This window comes from Arthrobacter sp. A2-55 (assembly GCF_025548615.1).
In the GTDB taxonomy this organism is placed as follows: domain Bacteria; phylum Actinomycetota; class Actinomycetes; order Actinomycetales; family Micrococcaceae; genus Specibacter; species Specibacter silviterrae.
Map to the genome: position 1 here is coordinate 1 of NZ_JAJLOZ010000021.1, position 18,808 is coordinate 18,808.

Annotated in this window: 16 protein-coding genes; 4 read left to right on the forward strand and 12 right to left on the reverse strand. The window is 66.9% G+C overall.

The window, feature by feature from the left end:
* Positions 1–37 precede the first annotated feature (37 nt).
* Together LPN03_RS07715 and LPN03_RS07720 are read right to left on the reverse strand one after the other, a co-directional pair.
* Positions 38–1,330: an aminoacyltransferase gene (locus LPN03_RS07715; protein ID WP_262453801.1), complete on the reverse strand. Its 1,293-nt coding sequence runs from the start codon at positions 1,328–1,330 to the stop codon at positions 38–40.
* 96 nt (positions 1,331–1,426) lie between these two features.
* Positions 1,427–2,500 carry a lipid II:glycine glycyltransferase FemX gene (locus tag LPN03_RS07720; protein WP_165182270.1) on the reverse strand — a complete coding sequence of 358 codons (1,074 nt, stop codon included), beginning with the start codon at positions 2,498–2,500 and terminating at the stop codon, positions 1,427–1,429.
* A gap of 163 nt (positions 2,501–2,663) precedes the next feature.
* Here LPN03_RS07720 and LPN03_RS07725 point away from each other — a divergent pair, with 163 nt between their 5' ends.
* Together LPN03_RS07725 and LPN03_RS07730 are read left to right on the forward strand one after the other, a co-directional pair.
* Complete coding sequence (locus LPN03_RS07725) at positions 2,664–4,118, forward strand: ABC transporter permease (RefSeq protein ID WP_262453802.1); 1,455 nt, start codon at positions 2,664–2,666, stop codon at positions 4,116–4,118.
* 3 nt (positions 4,119–4,121) lie between these two features.
* Entirely contained in the window at positions 4,122–4,793 is a 672-nt protein-coding gene (locus tag LPN03_RS07730) for an ABC transporter ATP-binding protein (protein ID WP_165182268.1), read from the forward strand.
* Between the two features lie 190 nt (positions 4,794–4,983).
* On the opposite strand, the gene LPN03_RS07735 is transcribed toward LPN03_RS07730, so the two are convergent.
* Genes LPN03_RS07735 through mmsB form a run of 4 tightly spaced genes read right to left on the reverse strand, consistent with a single transcriptional unit; the run spans position 4,984 to position 9,556 of the window.
* Positions 4,984–5,823, reverse strand: a complete 840-nt coding sequence (locus LPN03_RS07735) for an enoyl-CoA hydratase/isomerase family protein (protein WP_262453803.1) — start codon at positions 5,821–5,823, stop codon at positions 4,984–4,986.
* Positions 5,820–7,115, reverse strand: coding sequence for a CaiB/BaiF CoA transferase family protein (locus LPN03_RS07740; protein WP_262453804.1), 1,296 nt, complete (start codon positions 7,113–7,115; stop codon positions 5,820–5,822). Before LPN03_RS07740 ends, LPN03_RS07735 begins: the two co-directional genes overlap by 4 nt.
* Positions 7,108–8,613 carry an aldehyde dehydrogenase family protein gene (locus LPN03_RS07745; RefSeq protein ID WP_262453805.1) on the reverse strand — a complete coding sequence of 502 codons (1,506 nt, stop codon included), beginning with the start codon at positions 8,611–8,613 and terminating at the stop codon, positions 7,108–7,110. The genes LPN03_RS07740 and LPN03_RS07745 overlap by 8 nt, the downstream gene beginning before the upstream one ends.
* Positions 8,614–8,626: 13 nt before the next feature.
* Positions 8,627–9,556, reverse strand: coding sequence for a 3-hydroxyisobutyrate dehydrogenase (mmsB, locus tag LPN03_RS07750; protein ID WP_165182265.1), 930 nt, complete (start codon positions 9,554–9,556; stop codon positions 8,627–8,629).
* Between the two features lie 176 nt (positions 9,557–9,732).
* Between mmsB and LPN03_RS07755 the strand changes: the two genes are divergently transcribed.
* Positions 9,733–10,641, forward strand: a complete 909-nt coding sequence (locus tag LPN03_RS07755) for a LysR family transcriptional regulator (RefSeq protein ID WP_165182264.1) — start codon at positions 9,733–9,735, stop codon at positions 10,639–10,641.
* A gap of 224 nt (positions 10,642–10,865) precedes the next feature.
* On the opposite strand, the gene LPN03_RS07760 is transcribed toward LPN03_RS07755, so the two are convergent.
* Positions 10,866–11,612, reverse strand: coding sequence for a 3-hydroxybutyrate dehydrogenase (locus LPN03_RS07760; RefSeq protein ID WP_262453830.1), 747 nt, complete (start codon positions 11,610–11,612; stop codon positions 10,866–10,868).
* 125 nt (positions 11,613–11,737) lie between these two features.
* Positions 11,738–13,129 (reverse strand): MFS transporter, encoded by a 1,392-nt coding sequence (locus tag LPN03_RS07765; protein ID WP_262453806.1) that lies wholly within the window; start codon positions 13,127–13,129, stop codon positions 11,738–11,740.
* 316 nt (positions 13,130–13,445) lie between these two features.
* Here LPN03_RS07765 and LPN03_RS07770 point away from each other — a divergent pair, with 316 nt between their 5' ends.
* Complete coding sequence (locus LPN03_RS07770) at positions 13,446–14,714, forward strand: CAP domain-containing protein (RefSeq protein WP_262453807.1); 1,269 nt, start codon at positions 13,446–13,448, stop codon at positions 14,712–14,714.
* 18 nt (positions 14,715–14,732) lie between these two features.
* Here LPN03_RS07770 and LPN03_RS07775 read toward each other — a convergent pair whose 3' ends face one another.
* The 4 genes from LPN03_RS07775 to LPN03_RS07790 form a co-directional block, all read right to left on the reverse strand.
* Positions 14,733–16,247 carry a S10 family peptidase gene (locus LPN03_RS07775; RefSeq protein ID WP_262453808.1) on the reverse strand — a complete coding sequence of 505 codons (1,515 nt, stop codon included), beginning with the start codon at positions 16,245–16,247 and terminating at the stop codon, positions 14,733–14,735.
* Positions 16,248–16,270: 23 nt separating this feature from the next.
* Entirely contained in the window at positions 16,271–16,987 is a 717-nt protein-coding gene (locus LPN03_RS07780; RefSeq protein ID WP_262453809.1) for an SRPBCC domain-containing protein, read from the reverse strand.
* Complete coding sequence (locus LPN03_RS07785) at positions 16,984–17,619, reverse strand: winged helix-turn-helix domain-containing protein (protein WP_205678222.1); 636 nt, start codon at positions 17,617–17,619, stop codon at positions 16,984–16,986. Before LPN03_RS07785 ends, LPN03_RS07780 begins: the two co-directional genes overlap by 4 nt.
* A gap of 66 nt (positions 17,620–17,685) precedes the next feature.
* Positions 17,686–18,741 carry a zinc-dependent alcohol dehydrogenase family protein gene (locus LPN03_RS07790; RefSeq protein ID WP_262453810.1) on the reverse strand — a complete coding sequence of 352 codons (1,056 nt, stop codon included), beginning with the start codon at positions 18,739–18,741 and terminating at the stop codon, positions 17,686–17,688.
* Between the last annotated feature and the right edge of the window lie 67 nt (positions 18,742–18,808).

Consider the following 18,808-nt stretch of genomic DNA (forward strand, 5'->3'; position numbering starts at 1 on the left):
TTACGCGGCTCGGATTCCACGTGCTGAGCCTTCCGGGCTACTTGCCGCTGAGCTTGCTGCGCAGGGACCCCACGGCCCCCCGGAGGACCGAGACTGTTTCCCGGGCCTTCTCCGCAGCCTTGTTGGGCGTGCTGGTGAAGTAGCCGGTCTGTTCCTCTACGACCCCGCCAAAGCCACGCTTGAAGCGGTACACGCCATGCTGTTCGGGGTTGTTGCTGAACTCGCCCTTGGTCCCGTAGAAGTTGTAGCGCCTGATGCCGCGTGCCATGGCTTCCTGGAGGGCATGCCAGTGGAGGGCGTAGCTGGCGTGGAAGTGTGAGTAGTGGTCGTAGGAGCCGCCGGCCAGGAACACCGTCTCCCCCGCGAACGTGATGAACACGGCGGCGGTCAGCACGGCATGGGGCCCGTCCTCACGCAGCTTGGGCAGGTCGGCAAGTTTCGCCTGGGAGCTGCCCCACGTTTGCTCGGCCGCGGCAAGCCGCTTGGCGTTCTTGGCATTGTCGGGCGCCGCTTCGAGGGCGGCCCGGGCCTTTTCCAGGGCAGCCGAGTCGGTTTTGACCTGTGCCGCCAGCTCGCCCTCATAGCGTTCGACGTCGAGCCGGGCCACCAGGAACTCGATGTGCTCGGGGCCGAAAACGTGGGCCAGGGAGCGGTAGTAGTCCTCGTCCCGGTAGTCAAAGCCGCGGCGCTCCCCCGTGTGGCGCATGACGGCGAAGAACTGGTCCAGTTCATCCTCTGCCAGCGCGCTGACCTCGATGGGGCTCTTGAGGACCTTCTTCACGGAGCGGGTGGCCTGCCCGTCAAAGCCGGCCAGCAGTTGCTCCGGCGTCGCAATTCCGGTCAGGTCCTTGGCGAAGTACCAGCGCAGGTAAAGCGGGTTGGCGTCCACCTCCGTGTTGTCCTGGTGCTCGAAGCCCAGTTCCGCCAGGGCCTGGACCACGTCGGCATCCGTGTAGCCGTCGTCAATGATATTGGCGTCCTGGTCGCGGTGGTTGGCCAACAGCTTCGGGTTGAAGGTGAAGCTGAGGACCTTGTGGGCCTTGAGGTCTTCCTCAAGCCGGGTGAAGAAAAAGGTGCGGAGGGGGGCGTCGCGGTAATCCAGGACAGGGCCCTGGAGGCATTCGACGTCGGCAAATCCGCCCAGGACGTTGCGCGAGCTCAGCAGCGCAGCCGCCACCACGGCGCCGTCGTGCTTGACACCCACCATGCGCATGGTCCAGCCATTGCCGTCGCGGCGGGCGCCCATCATCGAGGACTGCATGAAACTGCCCGTCGCCTGGGAGTCAACGAAGGTGTCAAATTCACCGGCGGTCAATTCTGAATATTCCATGTGGTTTTCCTCTTTGCTCCCTGGAAGTATCGCGTGTGCTGCCCGTAGCTGGCGGCCGTGCGGCCGGGCCCGGTAAATCTGTCTGGTGTGGAAGGCCTAGTAAAATCGCTGCCCGGTGCGCCGGACGTATGCCTGCCGTGCCAGCCGCTCACCGACGGTGGTCCAAATCCTGTATTTCACCGGAGAGAAGGCCAGGTCCCAGCACCCCACAAAGTCTGTCACGGTCTTCGTGAAGCTGGTCTTGAACAGTCCCAGCCCGTGGTGCGGGTGGGTGGGGTCCTTGAGCCGGTCCGACGGCGGCGTGCCGCAGAAGTCATACTGCACGGCGCCCAGGTCCTTCATGTCCAGGATGGCGGCCCACTGGATCAGGTGCGAATCGCCGTACTGAGAGCGCTTTTGCAGCGATCCGCCGTCCTTGTAGGTGGCCTTGGTCCCGTAGTTGATCACGAAGGCGCCAACCGAGGGGACGCCGTCCTCGTGTACAAAGTAAAACCTGCCCTGGCCGCGGCTGGCGAACTCGGTCCAGAACTGGCGAAAGTAGCCAAACTCACGTGCCTTGCCCGCATTTTTGGCCTCAAAGGTGCCCTCCATGAGGCCGTACATGCTGCGCATGGTCTCCTCCGAGGGCTCCATGGGCGTCACCTCCACGCCTTCTCGCTGGGCGCGCCGGACGGCGTTGCGGCCCCGCGAATGGAGCTTGCGCAGCAGTTCGTTCGGTTCGGGCGTGATGTCCAGCAGGGCCGTGTGGTCGTTGGGCTGCAGGTCCGGCGCCTTGGTAAATCCGGCATCCCTGAGCACGTCCAGGGCTTCTTCGGTCTTGACGATGTCCGGTTCAATTTTGACGGCGAACACGTTCAGCCGGGCCTGCCGCGAAAAAGTGCGCAGGGCCGCCATGACGGCCGGCAGCTCCGCAATGCCGGGAATGTCGGGGCCCTTGATCAGGTACCACAACCGGCCCAGGAGGGGGTAGGACTTTTCCAGGGCCAGGTTGTAGCTGGTGTACCCGGGCCCCTCAATTGCCAGGAACTGCGGAGTCCAGCCATGGTTTTTTTTGACGGCGGCAAACGCTTCGGACTGCAGGAGGTTGCCGCCATTGGGGTTTGCCGTGACCAGTGTGTCCCACTGGTCGATCTCGGCGGCGGTGGCAAATCGTGCGGTGAATTCGAGCAAGTGAGGCCTCAATTACGTCGTTGGTGTTCCCGCCGAACAGTCTACCGGCCCGGAATCTCACAGCCCACGCACAGCCCACCCCTATCGAACGCCCCGCCGGCCGCCAGAACATGGAAGCTGGACGGCCGCCGCTCGGGTGGCCATCAAAAGCAGGGAGCAGGACATGGGTGTGGTTTCCCGGAGCGTGGGCAACGCGTTCCGCAACAAGGTGCGCAGCGGCGCCGTCGTGGTCATTTTGGCGGTGGCAATAGGGCTGGCGCTGGCCATGCTGGTGGCCAACCAGGCGGTGGGCGCCAAGGTCGACTCACTCAAGGCGTCCGTGGGCAACAACCTCACGGTCAATCCGGCAGGCTCCCGCGGAGGGCTCGGCGGCGGCAACCCGCTGACCGCTGCTGACGCCACCAAGGCGGCCGCCGTCGCGCATGTAACAAGCGTCAACGGGACGTTGAGTGTGCGGCTGGCCAATTCGGCGGCAACGTCCACCACGACGGCGACGCCCGGGGCCGGGCAGGGCGCCGACCGCGGGGGCCCCGGCGGCGGTTTTGGCTCCAGCGGCACCACCAGCCTCAAGTCGGCTGTTGACCCCGGCGTCCTGGGCCAGCGCAACAACAGCAACAGCGGCGCCACCGGAGGCTCGACGGGCGGCAGCACCACCACGCGCCCCGCGTTCACCATCCCCATCCAGGCCACGGGCGTTTCAACCTCGACGACGGCCACGGGTGCGGCCATCAAGGTCACCAGCGGCGCGCAGCTGACGGACTTTGCGGCCAATTCAACCCAGGCCCTGGTCGGCACCACGCTGGCCACCAAGAATTCCCTGAAGGTTGGTTCCACCTTCACCGTCCAGAGCCGCACCATGACGGTGACGGGCATTTTCGACGCCGGGGACGCCTTCGACAACAACGGCATCTACCTGCCGCTGGCCGCCACGCAGACCCTGACCAGCCAGGCCGGCCAGCTCAGCAGCCTGAACGTGGTGGTGGACAACATTGAAAATGTCTCCGCCACACAGGCCGCCCTCACCGCCTCACTCGGGGCCACCAATGTGGACGTAACGGCCGGCTCCTCGGGCCTGCAATCAGCCATCAGCTCCCTCGGCAGCGTGCAAAGCATCTCCCTCATCGCCTTCATCGCCTCCCTCGTCACGGCCGGGCTCATAGTGCTGCTGATCATGATCATGGTGGTGCGTGAACGGCGTCGGGAAATTGGCGTGTTGAAGGCGATCGGAGCCGCCAACCGCACCATCGGCGTCCAGTTTGTCCTGGAGGCCATGGTCCTGGTGGTCATGGGCACCGTGGTGGGCGCCGTCGTGGCCGCATTTAGCAGCAACCCGATCGTCAGCGCCCTGGTGGCCGGAAACACCGGTTCCACGGCAGCGGCGGCCGGCCCCGTCCAGGGCGCCGGGTTCGGCGGCGGGTTCGGCGGCGGCGGGTTCACCCGGACCCGCGGCGCCTTCTCGGGTGCCAGCCAGCTCATCGGAACCATCAGCACATCCGTCGGCTGGCAGACCCTGGTGCTGGGCGCCGTCGGAATTCTGGTGATCGCCGCAATTGGCGCCCTGATCCCGTCCCTGCTGACAGCAAAAGTCCGCCCCATCGAAGTCCTGCGAGGAGAGTAAACCATGCTTAGTGTTACTGATGTTGTCAAGACGTTTAATTCCGGAGACCGGACCATCAAGCCCGTCAACGGTGTCAGCTTCACCCTGGAACAGGGCACTTTTGCCGCAATATTGGGCAAGAGCGGCAGCGGCAAGAGCACCCTGCTGTCGCTGCTGGGCGCGCTCGACAAGGCCAGCTCGGGGGATGTGGTGGTGGATGAGGTGAACATTTCCAAACTTCCGGACAGGAAGCTGACGGCCTACCGGCGCGACGACATCGGCTTCGTGTTCCAGCAGTACAACCTGATCCCGAACCTCTCGGCGCTGGAAAATGTCATGCTGCCCATGGAGTTCGCCGGGGTGCGGCACGGCGAGCGCAGCAAGCGTGCCGCGGAGCTGCTCAACCAGGTGGAATTGACCGAGGAGATGCACGGGCGGAAGGCGAACCGTCTCTCCGGCGGCATGCAGCAGCGCGTGGCCATTGCCCGCGCGCTGGCGAACAATCCGAAGCTGATCCTGGCAGACGAGCCCACCGGCAACCTGGACGACGAGACGGGCGAGCTCATCATTGCCCTGCTGCGCCAGCTGGCGCACGAAAAGAAGACCACCATCCTGGTAGTCACCCACGACCACGCCCTGGCCTCACAGACCGACAGGAAGTTCCGCCTGGCCCGCGGCAAGCTCACCGAAGACTAGCCGCCCCCCGCCCCCTCCGACCCTCGGTTGCAACCGGGGCACATCCAGCCAACCCTCGGTTGCAACCGGGGCACATCCAGCCAACCCTCGGTTGGCGGCTGAGGGAGCGATCCCCAAAACTCACCCGTTTGCAACCGAGCGTCGGGGAAATGACCCCCGATTGCAACCGAGCGTCAGAAGGGAGGGGAGGCTACTGGAGGGGGCGGAGCCAGGTGAACTGCGGCGTCTCCTTGGCAAGGAAGGCGGCCACGCCGATCCGCGGATCGGCGCTGGCCCCCATTTCGCGCTGCCAATGCGTGTTCCGTTCCGCCAGTTCGGCCTCCGGAACACCGGAGCTGAGGGCGTTGACCAGGTCCTTTTGCGACTGGATGGAAAACTGGGAGCGGCCGGCCAGCATCAGGGCGAACGCCTCGATGTCGTGCCAAAAGGTGCCGCCGGGCAGCACCTTCACCGCCAGGCCCAGGCGCAGTGCCTCGGCGGCGTCGACCATCTCGCCGCTGAACAACAGGTATTTCGCCACGGCGGGCCCCGCCAGCTCCACGAGCTTCCGGATTCCCGACAGCGGGTACACAATGCCGATCTTCGCCGGCGTGATGCCAAAGACTGCGTTTTCGGAGGCGAGCCGGATGTCGCACGCCCCGGCGATCTGCCAGCCGCCGCCCACGCAGTACCCGTCAATCGCGGCGATGGTGGGCTTGCGGAAGCGGGCCAGGGCGGTTTCGGCCACCGTGATGTCGCCGCCGTCGCGCTTTCCGGTGGCGGGGTCCCGCAGGATTTCCCGCACCGAGGCGATGTCCGCGCCGGCGGAAAAATGTTTACCTTCCCCGCGCACCACCACCACCTTGACAGTGTCGTCGGCCTCCAGCGCGTCCAGCTGCTCGGCAAATTGCGGCCACATGCCGGCGGTGATGGCGTTGCGCATGGCGGGATTGTCCATGATGAGCGTGGCGACGGGGCCGTTGTTCTCCACGCGCAGCCGGCCTACCCGCGGCGAGGATTCCCCGGGGGTCCCGGCCGGTGCGGCGCTCACGCCAACACGTCCGACGTCGGGCCGTCACCTTGGGCGGCCGGCCCGCCTGCCGCCGGGGTTGGGACGGGGGCCGGGTCCACAGCCGGGGCCGGCACAGCCAGCACTACGCCCGCCTCCACGAGCCCTGCAACCTGTTCAACAGTCAGCCCCAGCCGCGCCAAAACGGCAAGGGTGTCCTGGCCCAGTGCGGGAGGTGCATTGCGGATGGTCGGCGCCTGGCGGTTGACGGAGATGGGCCCGCGGACCAGCGGCAGGCCCGATCCGTCGGCGCGCCGGACTTCCTGCACCACGCCCAGCGCCTGGACCTGCGGATCGGCGAAGGCCTGGGCGTAGTTGTAGATGGGCCCGGCGGGGATCTTGGCGGCCCGCAGCTCGGCCAGCCAGTGCTCCGCCGTGCCGTTGGCGAGCAGTTTCTCCAGGACGTCCTTGAGCGCGTGGCGGTTGACGTTGCGCAGCTTGCCGGTGGCGTAGTCGGGGTGGCCCTCCAGTTCGGGGGCGCCCAGCAGCCGGCAGAGCACGCCCCACTGGGTCTGGTTGCCCACGGCGATGATGAGCGGAATGTCGCCCGTGCTGAACACGCCGTACGGGGACAGGACCGGGTGGTTGTTGCCCTGCGGCACCGGCACCTCCCCAGTGCTGAGGTACTTCTGGCCCTGGAACGCGGCCAGCGCCAGCCCGGTTTCCAGCAGCGAGGTGGAAACCTCCATGCCGGTGCCGGTGCGTTCACGTCCCACCAGGGCGGCGGCGATGCCCAGGGCCGTGTTGATGCCGGAGACCATGTCGATGATGGGCACGCCCACCCTCACCATGGTGTCGGCGTCGGCACCTGTGACGGACATCAGCCCCGTCATGCCCTGGGCCACCTGGTCCAGCCCGGGCGCCTGCGACAGTGGCCCAATGGCGCCGAAGCCGCTGACGGAGGCAATGATGATGCCTGGCTTGGCCGCCCGCAGGGCATCCGGGTCCAGGCCCATGGTGGACAGCACGCCCGGGCGGAAGTTTTCCACTACGACGTCGGCGCTGAGGGCAAGTGTCCACAGCAGCTCCCGGCCCTCCGGGCTGTAAAAGTCAATCGCAATGGATTCCTTGCCCCGGTTGGCGGAGTCGAAATACAGGCTGTGCTCGTGTTCAAAGGGCGGCCAGGAACGGCTGGAGTCCCCGCCCTTGATGCTTTCGGCCTTGATGATGTCCGCGCCCAGGTCGCCGAGCAGGGCCGTGCAGTACGGCCCTGCCAATGCACGGCTCAGGTCCAGGACGCGGATCCCCGCCAGCGGCAGCCCGCTGTCACCCATTGCTGCCCACTCCGCGCAGCTTTACGTTGATCTGCTTGGTCTGGGTGAAGCCGGCCAGCATGCCCTCCAGGGACACTTCCCGGCCGATCCCGCTCTGCTTGTAGCCGCCGTAGGACTGGCCCACCACCTGCCCGCCGCCCTGGTTGACCTGCACCCAGCCGGCGTCGATCCGGTGGGCCGTGTTCAGGGCGTTGTCCAAATTGTGGCTCCACACATAGGCCGCCAGTCCGTAGTTGGTGTCGTTGGCCATGCGGATCACGTCCTCGGTGTCCTTCCAGGGGATGGCCACCAGGACCGGGCCGAAGATCTCCTCGCGTGCCAGCCTGAACTCGTTGCGGACCCCGCTGAAGACGGTGGGCAGGTGGTAGTAGCCCTCCGTCAGCGGCCCGTCGCTGGGGGCACTGCCGCCCAGCACCGCCGTCATGCCCGGCGTGGCGCGCCCTTCGTCGAGGTAGCCGGTGATGGCCGAGTGCTGCTTGCGGTTGATGATGGCGCCCATGTCGGAGGCCTCGTCCAGCGGGTCACCGACCTTCAGCGCCCCAAGGCGGGCACTGAGGCGGCCCAGGACGTCGTCGTATATGTCCTCGTGGAGGAACAGGCGGGAGCCGGCCGTGCAGCTTTGGCCCTGACGGGTAAAGCGGGAGGCGAGGAGCAGGCCGTCCAGGAGTTCTTCGTCGTCCACGGCGTCGGGGAAAACGATGGAGGGGTTCTTCCCGCCCAGCTCCAGCGACATGTGGGCCAGCCGCGCGCCGGCCTCCCCGGCCACCTCGCGGCCCACTTCCGTGGAGCCGGTGAAGGAGACCTTGTCGACGCCGGGGTGGTTGGCCAGGGCGGTGCCGATCACGCCGCCGCGCCCGGTCAGGGCATTGACGACGCCGGCCGGCAGGTGCCGGTTGCACACTTCCGCCAGCTTGAGGATGGTGAGCGGGGCGTCGTCGGCCGCCTTCATGATGACGGTGTTCCCGGCGGCGAGCGCGGCGGGGATCTTGAACGCAGCGATCATCAGGGGCGAGTTCCAGGGCAGGATCGCGGCCACCACGCCAAGGGGTTCCAGGCGCGTGTACTGCAGCTGGTTCTCCCCGGCCGGCAGCGTGGTGCCCTTGACCTCCCCGGCGATGCCGGCGAAGTAGCGGAACATGGCCACCATGGTGGTGGACTCGGGGCGGGCCTGGGTGCGCAGCGCGTTGCCAGTGTCCAGCGCGGTGAGCCGGGCGAATTCCTCGCTGCGCTGCTCGAGTTCGTCGGCGATGGCCAGCAGAGCCTTGGCCCGGCCGGTAAAGTGCTGGGCACGCCAGGCCGGGTAGGCTGCGCGGGCGGCCGCCACGGCCCGGTCCACGTCCTCCACGGTGCCGGCGGGGACGCGGGCTATGACGGTTTCGCGGCGGGCGGGGTTGAAGACCTCGCGCCACTGCGCGCCGCTTGAGGGCTGCTCCTGGCCCCCGATCCACATGGGCCAGTCGCGGACGGCGGGTGCTGTCTGGGTGGTTGTTTCAGGCATGGCAATAACCTTCCTAGGAAAGGGCTGTGGCGGATGCGGGCACGGCCGGGGCTGCGAGGGAGCCGTCCACCAGGGACACAATCATGGTGCAGTCCTTGGCGCCCTGGCCGCCGTCGATCAGGCGCTGGAACAGCTGCTGGACGTGCTCGCCGATCTCAAGCGGCGTCTCGGTGCTCCGGGCGGCCGCAATGGCCAGGCCGATGTCCTTGTTGGCCAGTTCGGCGGTGAACGTGGGGGCAAAGCCGTTGTTGGAGGCGGCGGTGGGGACCACCCCTGCCAGCGGGTACCAGGTGCGCAGCGCCCAGCTGTCGCCGGAGGAGACGGAGGCAATGTCCCAAAAGACCTGCTTGTCCAGGCCCAGCCGGTCCGCCAGCACGGCGCCTTCGGACGTGGAGGCCAGGTTGATGAACAGCATCAGGTTGTTGCAGATCTTGGCGGCCTGGCCGGTGGTGGCGCCGCCCGTGGGGATGATGTTTGCGGACATGGGCTCGATGTACCCGGACGCCTCGGCCACGGCGCCTGACTCGCCGCCGATCATGAAGGTGAGGGTTCCGGCGGCCGCGCCGCTCATGCCTCCCGAGACCGGGGCGTCCACAAAGCGGAAGCCGGCGGCAGCAGCGGCGTCGTGCACGGCCTGGGCGGACTCAATGTCGATGGTGGAGGAGTCAATGAGGAGGGTTTCCTTGGCGGCATGGGCCAGGATGCCGGCCTCGCCAAAGTAGACGCTGCGGACGTGGTCACCCTTGGGAAGCATGGTAAATACGACGTCGGCGCCCTGGACTGCCTCCGCAATCGAGGCGGTGGCGGTGACCCCGTGGGCGACGGCGGCCTCGAGTGCGTGCGTGCTGAGGTCGAAGCCCCGAACGGCGTGGCCGGCCTTGACCATGTTGGCAGTCATGGGCCCGCCCATGTTGCCCAATCCAATCCACGCCACTGTTGCCATGATGAAGCCCCTTTGCTCACTGTTCCCATTATGCCCCGGCCCAATTTTTTACCGGATATGACAACCATCACACCCTGTTAGAGTGCAAACAAGACCAAAAATGGCAGACGCCATGTGCATGGATGCACTTTGCCGGCCGGCCGGGGATCCGGCCCGTACATATGGAGGGATGCTGGATGGACTTTAAGAGGTTTCCGAACCCGGATGACCTGTTGATCCTGCTGACAGTTGCCCGGCTGGGCCGCTTTACCGCCGTGGCGGATGCCCTGGAGATCACCCACACCACGGTGTCCCGGCGCATCCTGGCCCTGGACAAGCAGTTGGGCGGGCGCACGCTGGAGCGCACGCCGCAGGGGTGGGAGCTGACCGAGCTGGGCCGGGCCGCCGTCAGTGCCGCGGAAGGGATTGAGCAAAACCTCACCCTGCTCTCTTCAGGCCTGGGGCAGGGAAAGGACATTGTTTCCGGCGTGGTGCGGGTCAGCACGTCAGACGGCTTCGGCGCCCTGATTGCCACCCCGGCTCTGGTGCGGCTGCAGCTGGACCATCCGCTGCTGCGCGTGGAACTGCTCAGCGCCACGCGAAAATTGAGCCGGAACCGCTCGGGGGTTGACCTGGAGGTGGTGGCCGGCAGCGTCGATGCAGGCCGGGCGGAGGTCATCTTCCTGACCGATTACACGCTGCGGCTGTATGCGGGGAGGGGGTACGTGGAGGCGCACGGGCTGCCAGGCAGCGAGGCGGGGCTCAAGGACCACCGTTTCATCTCCTACGTCGAGTCCACGCTGCAGGTGGCCGAGCTGGCCCAGCGCCACCACCGCTCCACTTCCGCACCGGCCGAATTCCAGTCCACCAGCGTGTTTGCCCAGATTGAGGCCGTCCGGGCCAACGCCGGCATTGGCATGCTGCCGGCGTTCATGGCCGACGGGCAGGAGGGCTTTGTCCGGGTGCTGCCCGGGGAGGTGGAGCAGCGGGTGCAGTACTGGGCCGCCGCCCGCCCGGAATCGCTGCGGTCCCCGGCCGTGCAGGCCGTGGTGGCTGCCCTGCTCCGGGAGACCCGCCGCCAGCAGCACCGTCTCCTCCCCGCCTGACCATCCCTCGGTTGCAAACGGGGCCATTTTCCCCATCCCTCCCGCACCAACGGGGCCATTTTCCCCATCCCTCCCGCACCAACGGGGCCATTTTCCCCATCCCTCGGTTGCAAACGGGGCACGTTACGGAAACGCTCCCCCACCTGGTGAAGGAGCGTTTGCGAATATTGCCCCGATTGCAACCGAGCGTCGGAAAAAGAAGGCCCGATTGCAACCGAGCGTCGTTAGGCGGTCCAGCCGCCGTCCATCACGTAGGAGGCGCCGGTGACCATGGCGGCCTGGTCGGAGGCAAGCCAGGCCACCAGCCCGGCCACCTCGTCCGGTTCCACCAGGCGCTTGATGGCGCTGTTGGCCAGCATCACCTCGCCGAGCACCTGCGATTCGGGAATCCCGTGCGTCTTGGCCTGGTCGGCCACCTGCCCTTCAACGAGGGGCGTGCGGACGTAGCCGGGGTTGACGCAATTGCTCGTGACCCCGTGGGCGCCGCCCTCACGGGCCGTCACCTTGGACAGACCCTCCAGCCCGTGCTTGGCCGAAACGTACGCGGACTTGAATGATGACGCCCGCAGCCCGTGGATGGAGGACATGTTGATGATCCGTCCATGCCCCTGGGCGTACATATGCGGCAGGGCTGCCCGCACCAGCAGGAACGGCGCCTCCAACATGATGGTCAGGATGCGCCGGAACGCTGCCGGGTCGAAATCCTCGATGGGGCTGATGGTCTGGATGCCGGCGTTGTTGACCAGGATGTCCACGTCCAGGGTGAGCGATTCAAGGGCGGAGGTGTCCAGCAGGTCCAGCTCCCAGGACTCGCCGCCCACTTCGGCGGCGACGGCGGACGCCCCGGCCCCGTCCCGGTCCGCAACGATCACGTAGGCTCCGCGGGCCGCAAGCGCACGGGCGGTTGCGGACCCGAGCCCGCCGGCACCGCCGGTGACTAGCGCCCGCCTGCCGGACAGGCTGCCGGACAGGCTGCCGGACAGGCTGCCGGCCGGGACCCCGGCTGCCGGGAGAACGGCCCCCGTGACGCGCCCGACGACGGTTGCCCGCGCCTCGCCCGCCCCTGCCGGATCAACAGTTTCGTTCCTTGCCATGGCTAACCCACTTTCGTTGCTGACGTGCCTGCAGAGGTACGGGCGATCGCCAGCGTGCCGGCGGCATCGGCGTCGTCAATGTCCTGCAGGGAAACCCCCCTGGTTTCCTTCAGGAATAGCACAGCCACGGCCGTAACAACACAGGCACCCAGCAGGTAGATGGCCACGGGGACCGAGGAATGGTAGTGCTGCACCAGGGCGGTGGCGATGAAGGGGGCAATGGAACCGGCCACGATGGAGGTGACCTGGTAGCCCAGGGAAACGCCGGAGTAGCGCATGCGGGTGGGGAACATCTCGGCCATGATGGAGGGCTGGCCGGCGTACATGAGGGCGTGGAACACCAGCCCGATGGTGACGGAGGCCAGGATGAGGAAATCGTTCTTCGTGTCCATCATGGGGAAGGCGAAGAAGCCCCACGTGGCGCCGGTAATGGCCCCGAGCATGTAGGTGGGCTTGCGGCCGATCGCATCGGAGAGCCTGCCCACCGTGGGAACCACGAAGAAGTGGATGCCGTGCGCCACCAGGAGCAGCAACAGGATCCGCGAGGTGTCAATGTCAACGATGATCTTCAAGTATGTGATGGAGAAGGTGACCACCAGGTAGTACAGGATGTTCTCGGCGAAACGCAGGCCCATGGCGGTGAACACGCCCCGCGGGTAGCGGCGGAAGACCTCGAACACGCCGTAGCCGGCATTGGGGTTGTTTTCCATTTCTTCCTGCGCCTTGAGGAAGATGGGTGCGTCGTTGACCTTGGTGCGGATGTAGTAGCCGATGAGCACAATGACGGCGGAGAGCCAGAAGGCCACGCGCCAGCCCCAGCTCAGGAACGCCGACTCGCTCAGGGTGGAGGAAAGCACCAGCAGCACCGTGGTGGCCAGCAGGTTGCCCATGGGCACGGCGGACTGCGGCCAGGAGGACCAGAAGCCGCGGGACTTGTCCGGGCTGTGCTCGGCCACCAGCAGCACCGCGCCTCCCCATTCACCGCCGACGGCGAAGCCCTGGATGAAGCGCAGGGCCACCAGCAGTGCGGGGGCCCAGTAGCCCACCTGGTTGAAGCCCGGCAGGCAGCCCATGCCAAAGGTTGCCACGCCCACCATGATGATGCTCAGCTGCAGCAGCTTTTTTCGGCCGAACTTATCGCCAAAGTGGCCAAAGACGATCCCGCCGATGGGGCGGGCCACGAAGCCCACGGCGTAGGTCAGGAAACCGGCCATGATGCCGTCCAGGACGGAGCCGGCGTTGGGGAAGAACATCTTGCCGAACACCAGGCTGACGGCCGTGGCGTAGAGGAAGAACTCGTACCACTCCACCACTGTGCCGGCCATGGACGCCGCAACCACCTTGCGGAGCCCCGACTCCTTCACGGAGGGCCCGGCCCCAACATTTTGACTCATGATTTCTCCTTCGCACCGTGGCGCGCCGTCTTCGGTGCGCGCTGTCTTCGTTGACAATGGGCCCGCCCAAGCGCTGTGATACAAGGCACAATGGGCGGTTTTCCTGAGTATCGCAGTGCAAACCGGCCGGTAACAACAGCCATTAGCGCAGACGCCGTGCGCAGGAATGCACACTGCGCCGGGCCCGGTGCACGTTCAGGCTGAATGTTTCCTGTATTTTTCCTCCGGGGTACGATGGGGGCGCCGGCGTTGCACGACCCATTTGACGAACCGCAACAACAAACCCCGACCAAACTTCCAGAGCAAGGCTTCGCACATGCGCAAACTCCTCGGTTTCCTGACCAGCCTCCTGCTGGCGGCCGCCCTGCTCGGGACCGGCATTGCGCCGGCACTGGCCGCCACGACTCCTCCGCCGCCCGCCGATCCGTATCTGGCCAAGGTTTTGCAGCTGATGAACAGCTACCGGTGGCAGAACGGCGCGGGCCCCCTGGTGTGGAACGCCACCATTGCGAAGGGCTCCCAGGACTGGGCGGGGACCCTCAACAGCCGCATCAACGCCGGCACCTTCGACGTGGCCAAGGTGCACCGCACGGACGGCGGGCTCTCCATCCTGCCGGCGGGGGCGGACATGTACTCGGAGATCGTTGCCATCAACGTCTCGGCCCAGGCAACCGTGGACTGGTGGATGAACTCGCCTGCGCACCGGGCTGCCCTGCTGGACCCGCGCGCCACGGACGTCGGTGCCGGATACGTGGTCACCACCAAATCCGGCTGGAGCGGCATGACGGTGACAGTGGCCAACCTGGCGGGGTACGCCGCCTCGCGGCTCAACCAGCCGCAGCCGCCGCCGCAACCCGTGGCCAATCCGGGCGACATTGCCGCCGTGGACACCGCAGGCAACCTGTTCATCTACCCCTCAGCCAGGGGCGGGGACCTGTGGCAGCGCAAGTTTGTCTCCTCCGGCTGGACGGGCGTGCAGCAGCTGGCCATCACGGACCTGAACTCCGACGGCTTCCAGGACATCCTCACCGTGTGGAAATCGGGCGCGCTGACCATCAGCTACGGCCAGGCCAACGGGACCTTGAAGGCGCCGCAGGCCATTGGCAACGGCTGGGGCCCGTATGACATTGTTGCCGCCAAATGGCGCGCCTCGGACGCCTTTCCGGGCCTCGTCGCCAAGGACCGCGCCACCGGAAACCTCTTTTACTACCCGTTCAACGGCGCCGGCTTCACCCCGCGCCTGCAGATCGGCAACGGCTGGGGCCCGCTGACCATCATGGGCCTGGACTTCGACGGCGACGGCCGGATGGACCTGGCGGCCCGCAACGCCGCCGGCCAGCTGCTGCTCTACCGCGGCACCGGCACGGGCGGCTTCGTGGGCGAAACCCGGCGGGTCATCGGCACCGGCTGGGGCGGCATGACGCACCTGTCCGGCATCTACAACCATCTCGGCACCAACGCCTGGGGCATCCTGGCCCGCGACGGCGCCGGGAACCTGCTGCACTACCCCATCCTCACCGGCGGCTTCGGCGCCCGGTCCCAGATCGGCACCGGAGGCTGGGGCCCACTGACACTGGGGAGCTGATTCGCACGGACAAAGCCCCTACCGCGGCGCCACGAACTCCGCGAGCGCGGCCAGCTGGTCCTCCCGGCACTGCTCGTTGAGGTACATCATGTGCCCGGCCCGGTGGTAGTGGTGTGTGAAGCGGGCGCGGGCCTCGTCTGAAATGTTCAGGTGCGCCCACACGTATTCGGCCGCGAAGTGGGGCGTGGCGCCGTCGTGGTAGCCGTAGTCCACGTGCACGCGCAGGGCCGGGTTGTAGTTCAGCAGCCGTTCCAAATCCCCCGTCACATCCACCGGCGCGCCCTCAAAGGTCTTGTAGCTCCACGGCTGGACGCGGCCGGTCAGCACCTCGTAGGGGAGGTCGTTTTCGTAGCCCAGCTCGGCGCGCACATAGTGGTTGATGGCGGCGGCGTAGGGGCCGGTGATGGCGTTCATGGAGGGGTCGTCCCAGTTCACCGACGCCTGCCCGCGCAGGTGCCGCTGCGTGAACCGGCCGTCGATCCGCCCCACCGTGAGTCCCTCCGCGCGCAGCAGTTCGGCGGAAAACTCCGAATAGTCCCAGCGCAGATTTGACTGCCGGATGAAGTCCTCGCCCAGTGTTGTCAGCTCCGCCAATTTAAATACGACGCCGTCCAGCTCGCTTGCGCTGAGCCGCGTGCCTTGGGTGAGGGCCCAGCCATACTCGCGCCCGGCGAAGTCCTCCGCCTCGGCAACGACGTCCTCCAACTCGCGGCCAGGGTGGCGGCCGTGGAAGTGGGCGATGGCGGCGTAGGTGGGAAGGTGCAGTGCGTACGGGGTGTCGTTGCCGGGCTGGAAGTCCAGGGTGGAAAGGTTCAGCACGGTGGAGATCAGGCCCAGCCCGTTGACGGCCAGCCCGTAGGCGTCAAAGAGGCGCGCGGCAACGGCCACTGCCCGCAGCGTGCCGTAGGACTCCCCCACCAGGTACTTTGGGCTGAGCCAGCGGTTGTTGCGCGTGGTCCAGAGCCGGACCACCTCGGCCACAAGGTCGCGGTCCTCCACGAACGCGTGGAATTCGTCCGCCGTGCCGCCGTCCACCACGCGGGAAAAGCCGGTGTTGACGGGGTCGATCAGGACCAGGTCGGCGTGCTCCAGGATGGTGTTGGCGTTGTCCACCAGGCCAAACGGTGCCGGCGTCAGCGCGTCCACGTCGCCGCTGTCCACGCGGCGCGGGCCGAGCAGCCCCATGTGCAGCCACACACTGGAGGAGCCGGGGCCGCCGTTGAAGGCAAACACGACGGGACGCGAAGACGGCCCGGCCGCATCCGCCTCAGATTCCTGGTCCCTGACGTAGCTGACCATGAAAATCTCGGCCTTGGGCTTGAAGCCCTGCGCCTTGCCGTCTTCGGTGGCCTCCTGGCGCAGCACCAGCCGGCCGGCCGTGCTGGTGTAGCGCAGGCCGGATGCCAGTGCATGCTTCCGGGTGGTGAAGTCATCGGTGACGGCGGGAGTCGCGGGGGTGCCGGCGGACGGCGCCTGCACGCCGGTGGACCCGTCCGGAGCGGTGGTTGCTGCATTGTCGGTGTTTTCAGCCATGCAGCGAGCCTATCGCCCTGCGGCTAGGAGTAAATCCCGTTCAGCCAGGCACCCCATGCTGTTCCGGCGGCCTCGCCGTCGGCCCCGGGCGCGAAAAGGTGGACGGTCATGCCCACCACGGCGCCAAAGGCGTTGCGGCCGAAGAAGCGGTACATGGCGTCCTCGGTGCGCAGCCCCACGAAGTTCGGGTCCAGGTAGTCCACCACGGCGTCCACGGTGCCGACCCCCGCAATGGCGAGGCTGACATGTCCCCCGGCTCCGGCGACGTGAATCCCCAGGGCTGCCTTGACGGCTTCGAAGGCCTCGGGGGACGAGGAGGCGGCCGGCCCCTGGATGTCGGCAAACGCGGCCTGCTTCCCGGAAAAGTACTTCACGTACTGGCCCAGGGTGTGCTGGTAAAACGCCGTGTGCTTGGCGGCGCCGTCGTACTGGTTGTCCCAGTCCTCGAAGAAGACGCCGCTGTGGACGTAGCGCAGCCAGGACTTGCCGCCGGGGAGCTCGGAGATGTCGTATTCGAGGGTGTTGAAGAAGCCGCCCTCGCCCTCCAGGTGGTTGGCGAAGCGGTGCGGCGGCTCCCACACGGTGACGGTGCTGCCGTAGGGGCCCACGCCGCCCAGCTTGGGCTCCACCTCCATGGGCCACAGCCAGCCCGAGTTGCCCAGCGTTGCCGCGTCAAAAACCTGCTGCGGCGTGCCGTCAATCTCCGATTCGTGCACAATCTTGAATTCCTTGGCCATCATTGCTCCTTGGTGCGGCCGGGTGTTCCGGCAGTGATTGGGGGTGCTGCTTCCGGCGCCTTGACGCTGGGATGAAGTGCGACGACGATGCGGTGGTTCCGCCCGCCGCCCGCGTTTGCGCTGTGGTACTTTTCCACCAGCCCGGCCACGCTGGCCGAGAGTTCGGCTACAAAGGCTGCCCGGTCCGCCGCGCTGGCGAAGGTCAGTTCCCCGTCCAGGGCGAAGGTGGCCAGTCGCTTGTTGGCCCTGTCGGCCCCGGTGATCAGCGATCCAACATCGTTGACCAGGCGGGCGGCCACGGCCAGCATCCAGCGGGCGGAAACCCGGTTGGGTGCCAGCGCAGGATCAGGCGCGACGCCGGGCAGTGCGGCGGGTGAGATCACATAGGAGCGCGCCGTGGCGCCCATGATCCGTTCCGTCACATTGCCCTTGCGGCGCTCCTCGACCAATGCCACGAGCCCGTGGTGTTCAAGCATTTTCAGGTGGTAGTTCACTTTTTGGCGCGGCAGGCCGATCCGCGCGGCCACGGTGGCCGCGGAGGCCGGGGTTCGCAGTTCAGCCAGGAGCCGGGCCCGGATGGGGTCCAGCGAGGCCTCGGCCGCCTGCGCGTCCTCGATGACTGCCACTTCCAACATGACACCAGTGTCTCACCGAATAATTTATTTGTCCAGAATTATTTTGCGTTCCGCGGGCGACAGCCGTTACGGCCGGAGCAGGACCTTGATGGCACGCCGTTCATCCATGGCCCGATAGGCCTCGGGAGCCTGCTCCAGCGCCATGACGGAGTCAAAGACCAGGCCGGGATTGATGGTGCCGGCCAGCACGTCCTTGAGCAGTTCGGGGATGTAGGTCCTGGCCGAGGCCATGCCGCCGGCCACGTGGATGTTGGAGTCAAACAGGTAGCGCAGCGGGATTTCGGCCCCTCCCGTGGGGACGCCCACGAATCCCAGGCTGCCGCCGGGCCGGGTGCTGTGGAGGGCCTGTTCCATGGACTCCTTCGTGCCCACGCATTCCAGCACGGAGTCGGCCAGCACCCCGCCGAGCAGTTCGCGGACCTGGGCCACGCCAAGGTCCCCGCGTTCGGCCACCACGTCCGTGGCGCCTAACTGAACGGCGAGCGCAGCCCTGTCCTCATGGCGGGACATCGCGATGATCCGCGTGGCGCCCAGCCGCTTGGCTGCCAGCACGCCGCAGAGGCCCACGGCTCCGTCGCCCACCACCACCACGGACCGGCCTGGGCCCACGTTGGCGCTGACGGCGGCGTGGTGGCCGGTGGCCATGACGTCGGAGAGTGTCAGCAGGCTGGCCGTCAGGGCGTCGTCGGGTTCGGTGACGCCGGGCACCTTGACCAGGGTGGCCTCGGCCTGCGGCACGCGCACTGCCTGCCCCTGGGCGCCTTCGACGAAGAAGCCGTGCTCATCGGTGTCGCCCCAGCCGGCAATGTGCTCGCAGGCAACGGTCACGCCGTTTTGGCACGGGGGGCACTGGCCGCAGCTGTCCACGAACGGCGCAATGACAAAGTCGCCCACGGCCAGCCCGGTCACGTCCGCCCCTACACTTTCCACGACGCCAACGAATTCGTGGCCGATCGCCGAGGGTTCGCTGAGGGCCTTCACGCCGCGGTACGGCCACAGGTCCGAGCCGCACACGCAGGCGGCGGCCACCTTCACCACCGCATCGCCGGGCATCTTGATGGCGGGGTAGTCCCGGTCCTCGACCCTGATGTCGCCGGGTCCGTAAATCATTGTTGCGCGCATGGGATAGTCCTCAATCCTGATTTTGATCCACGTTGATTCTAGTGACCGCAGGCCGGCAGAACGCTGG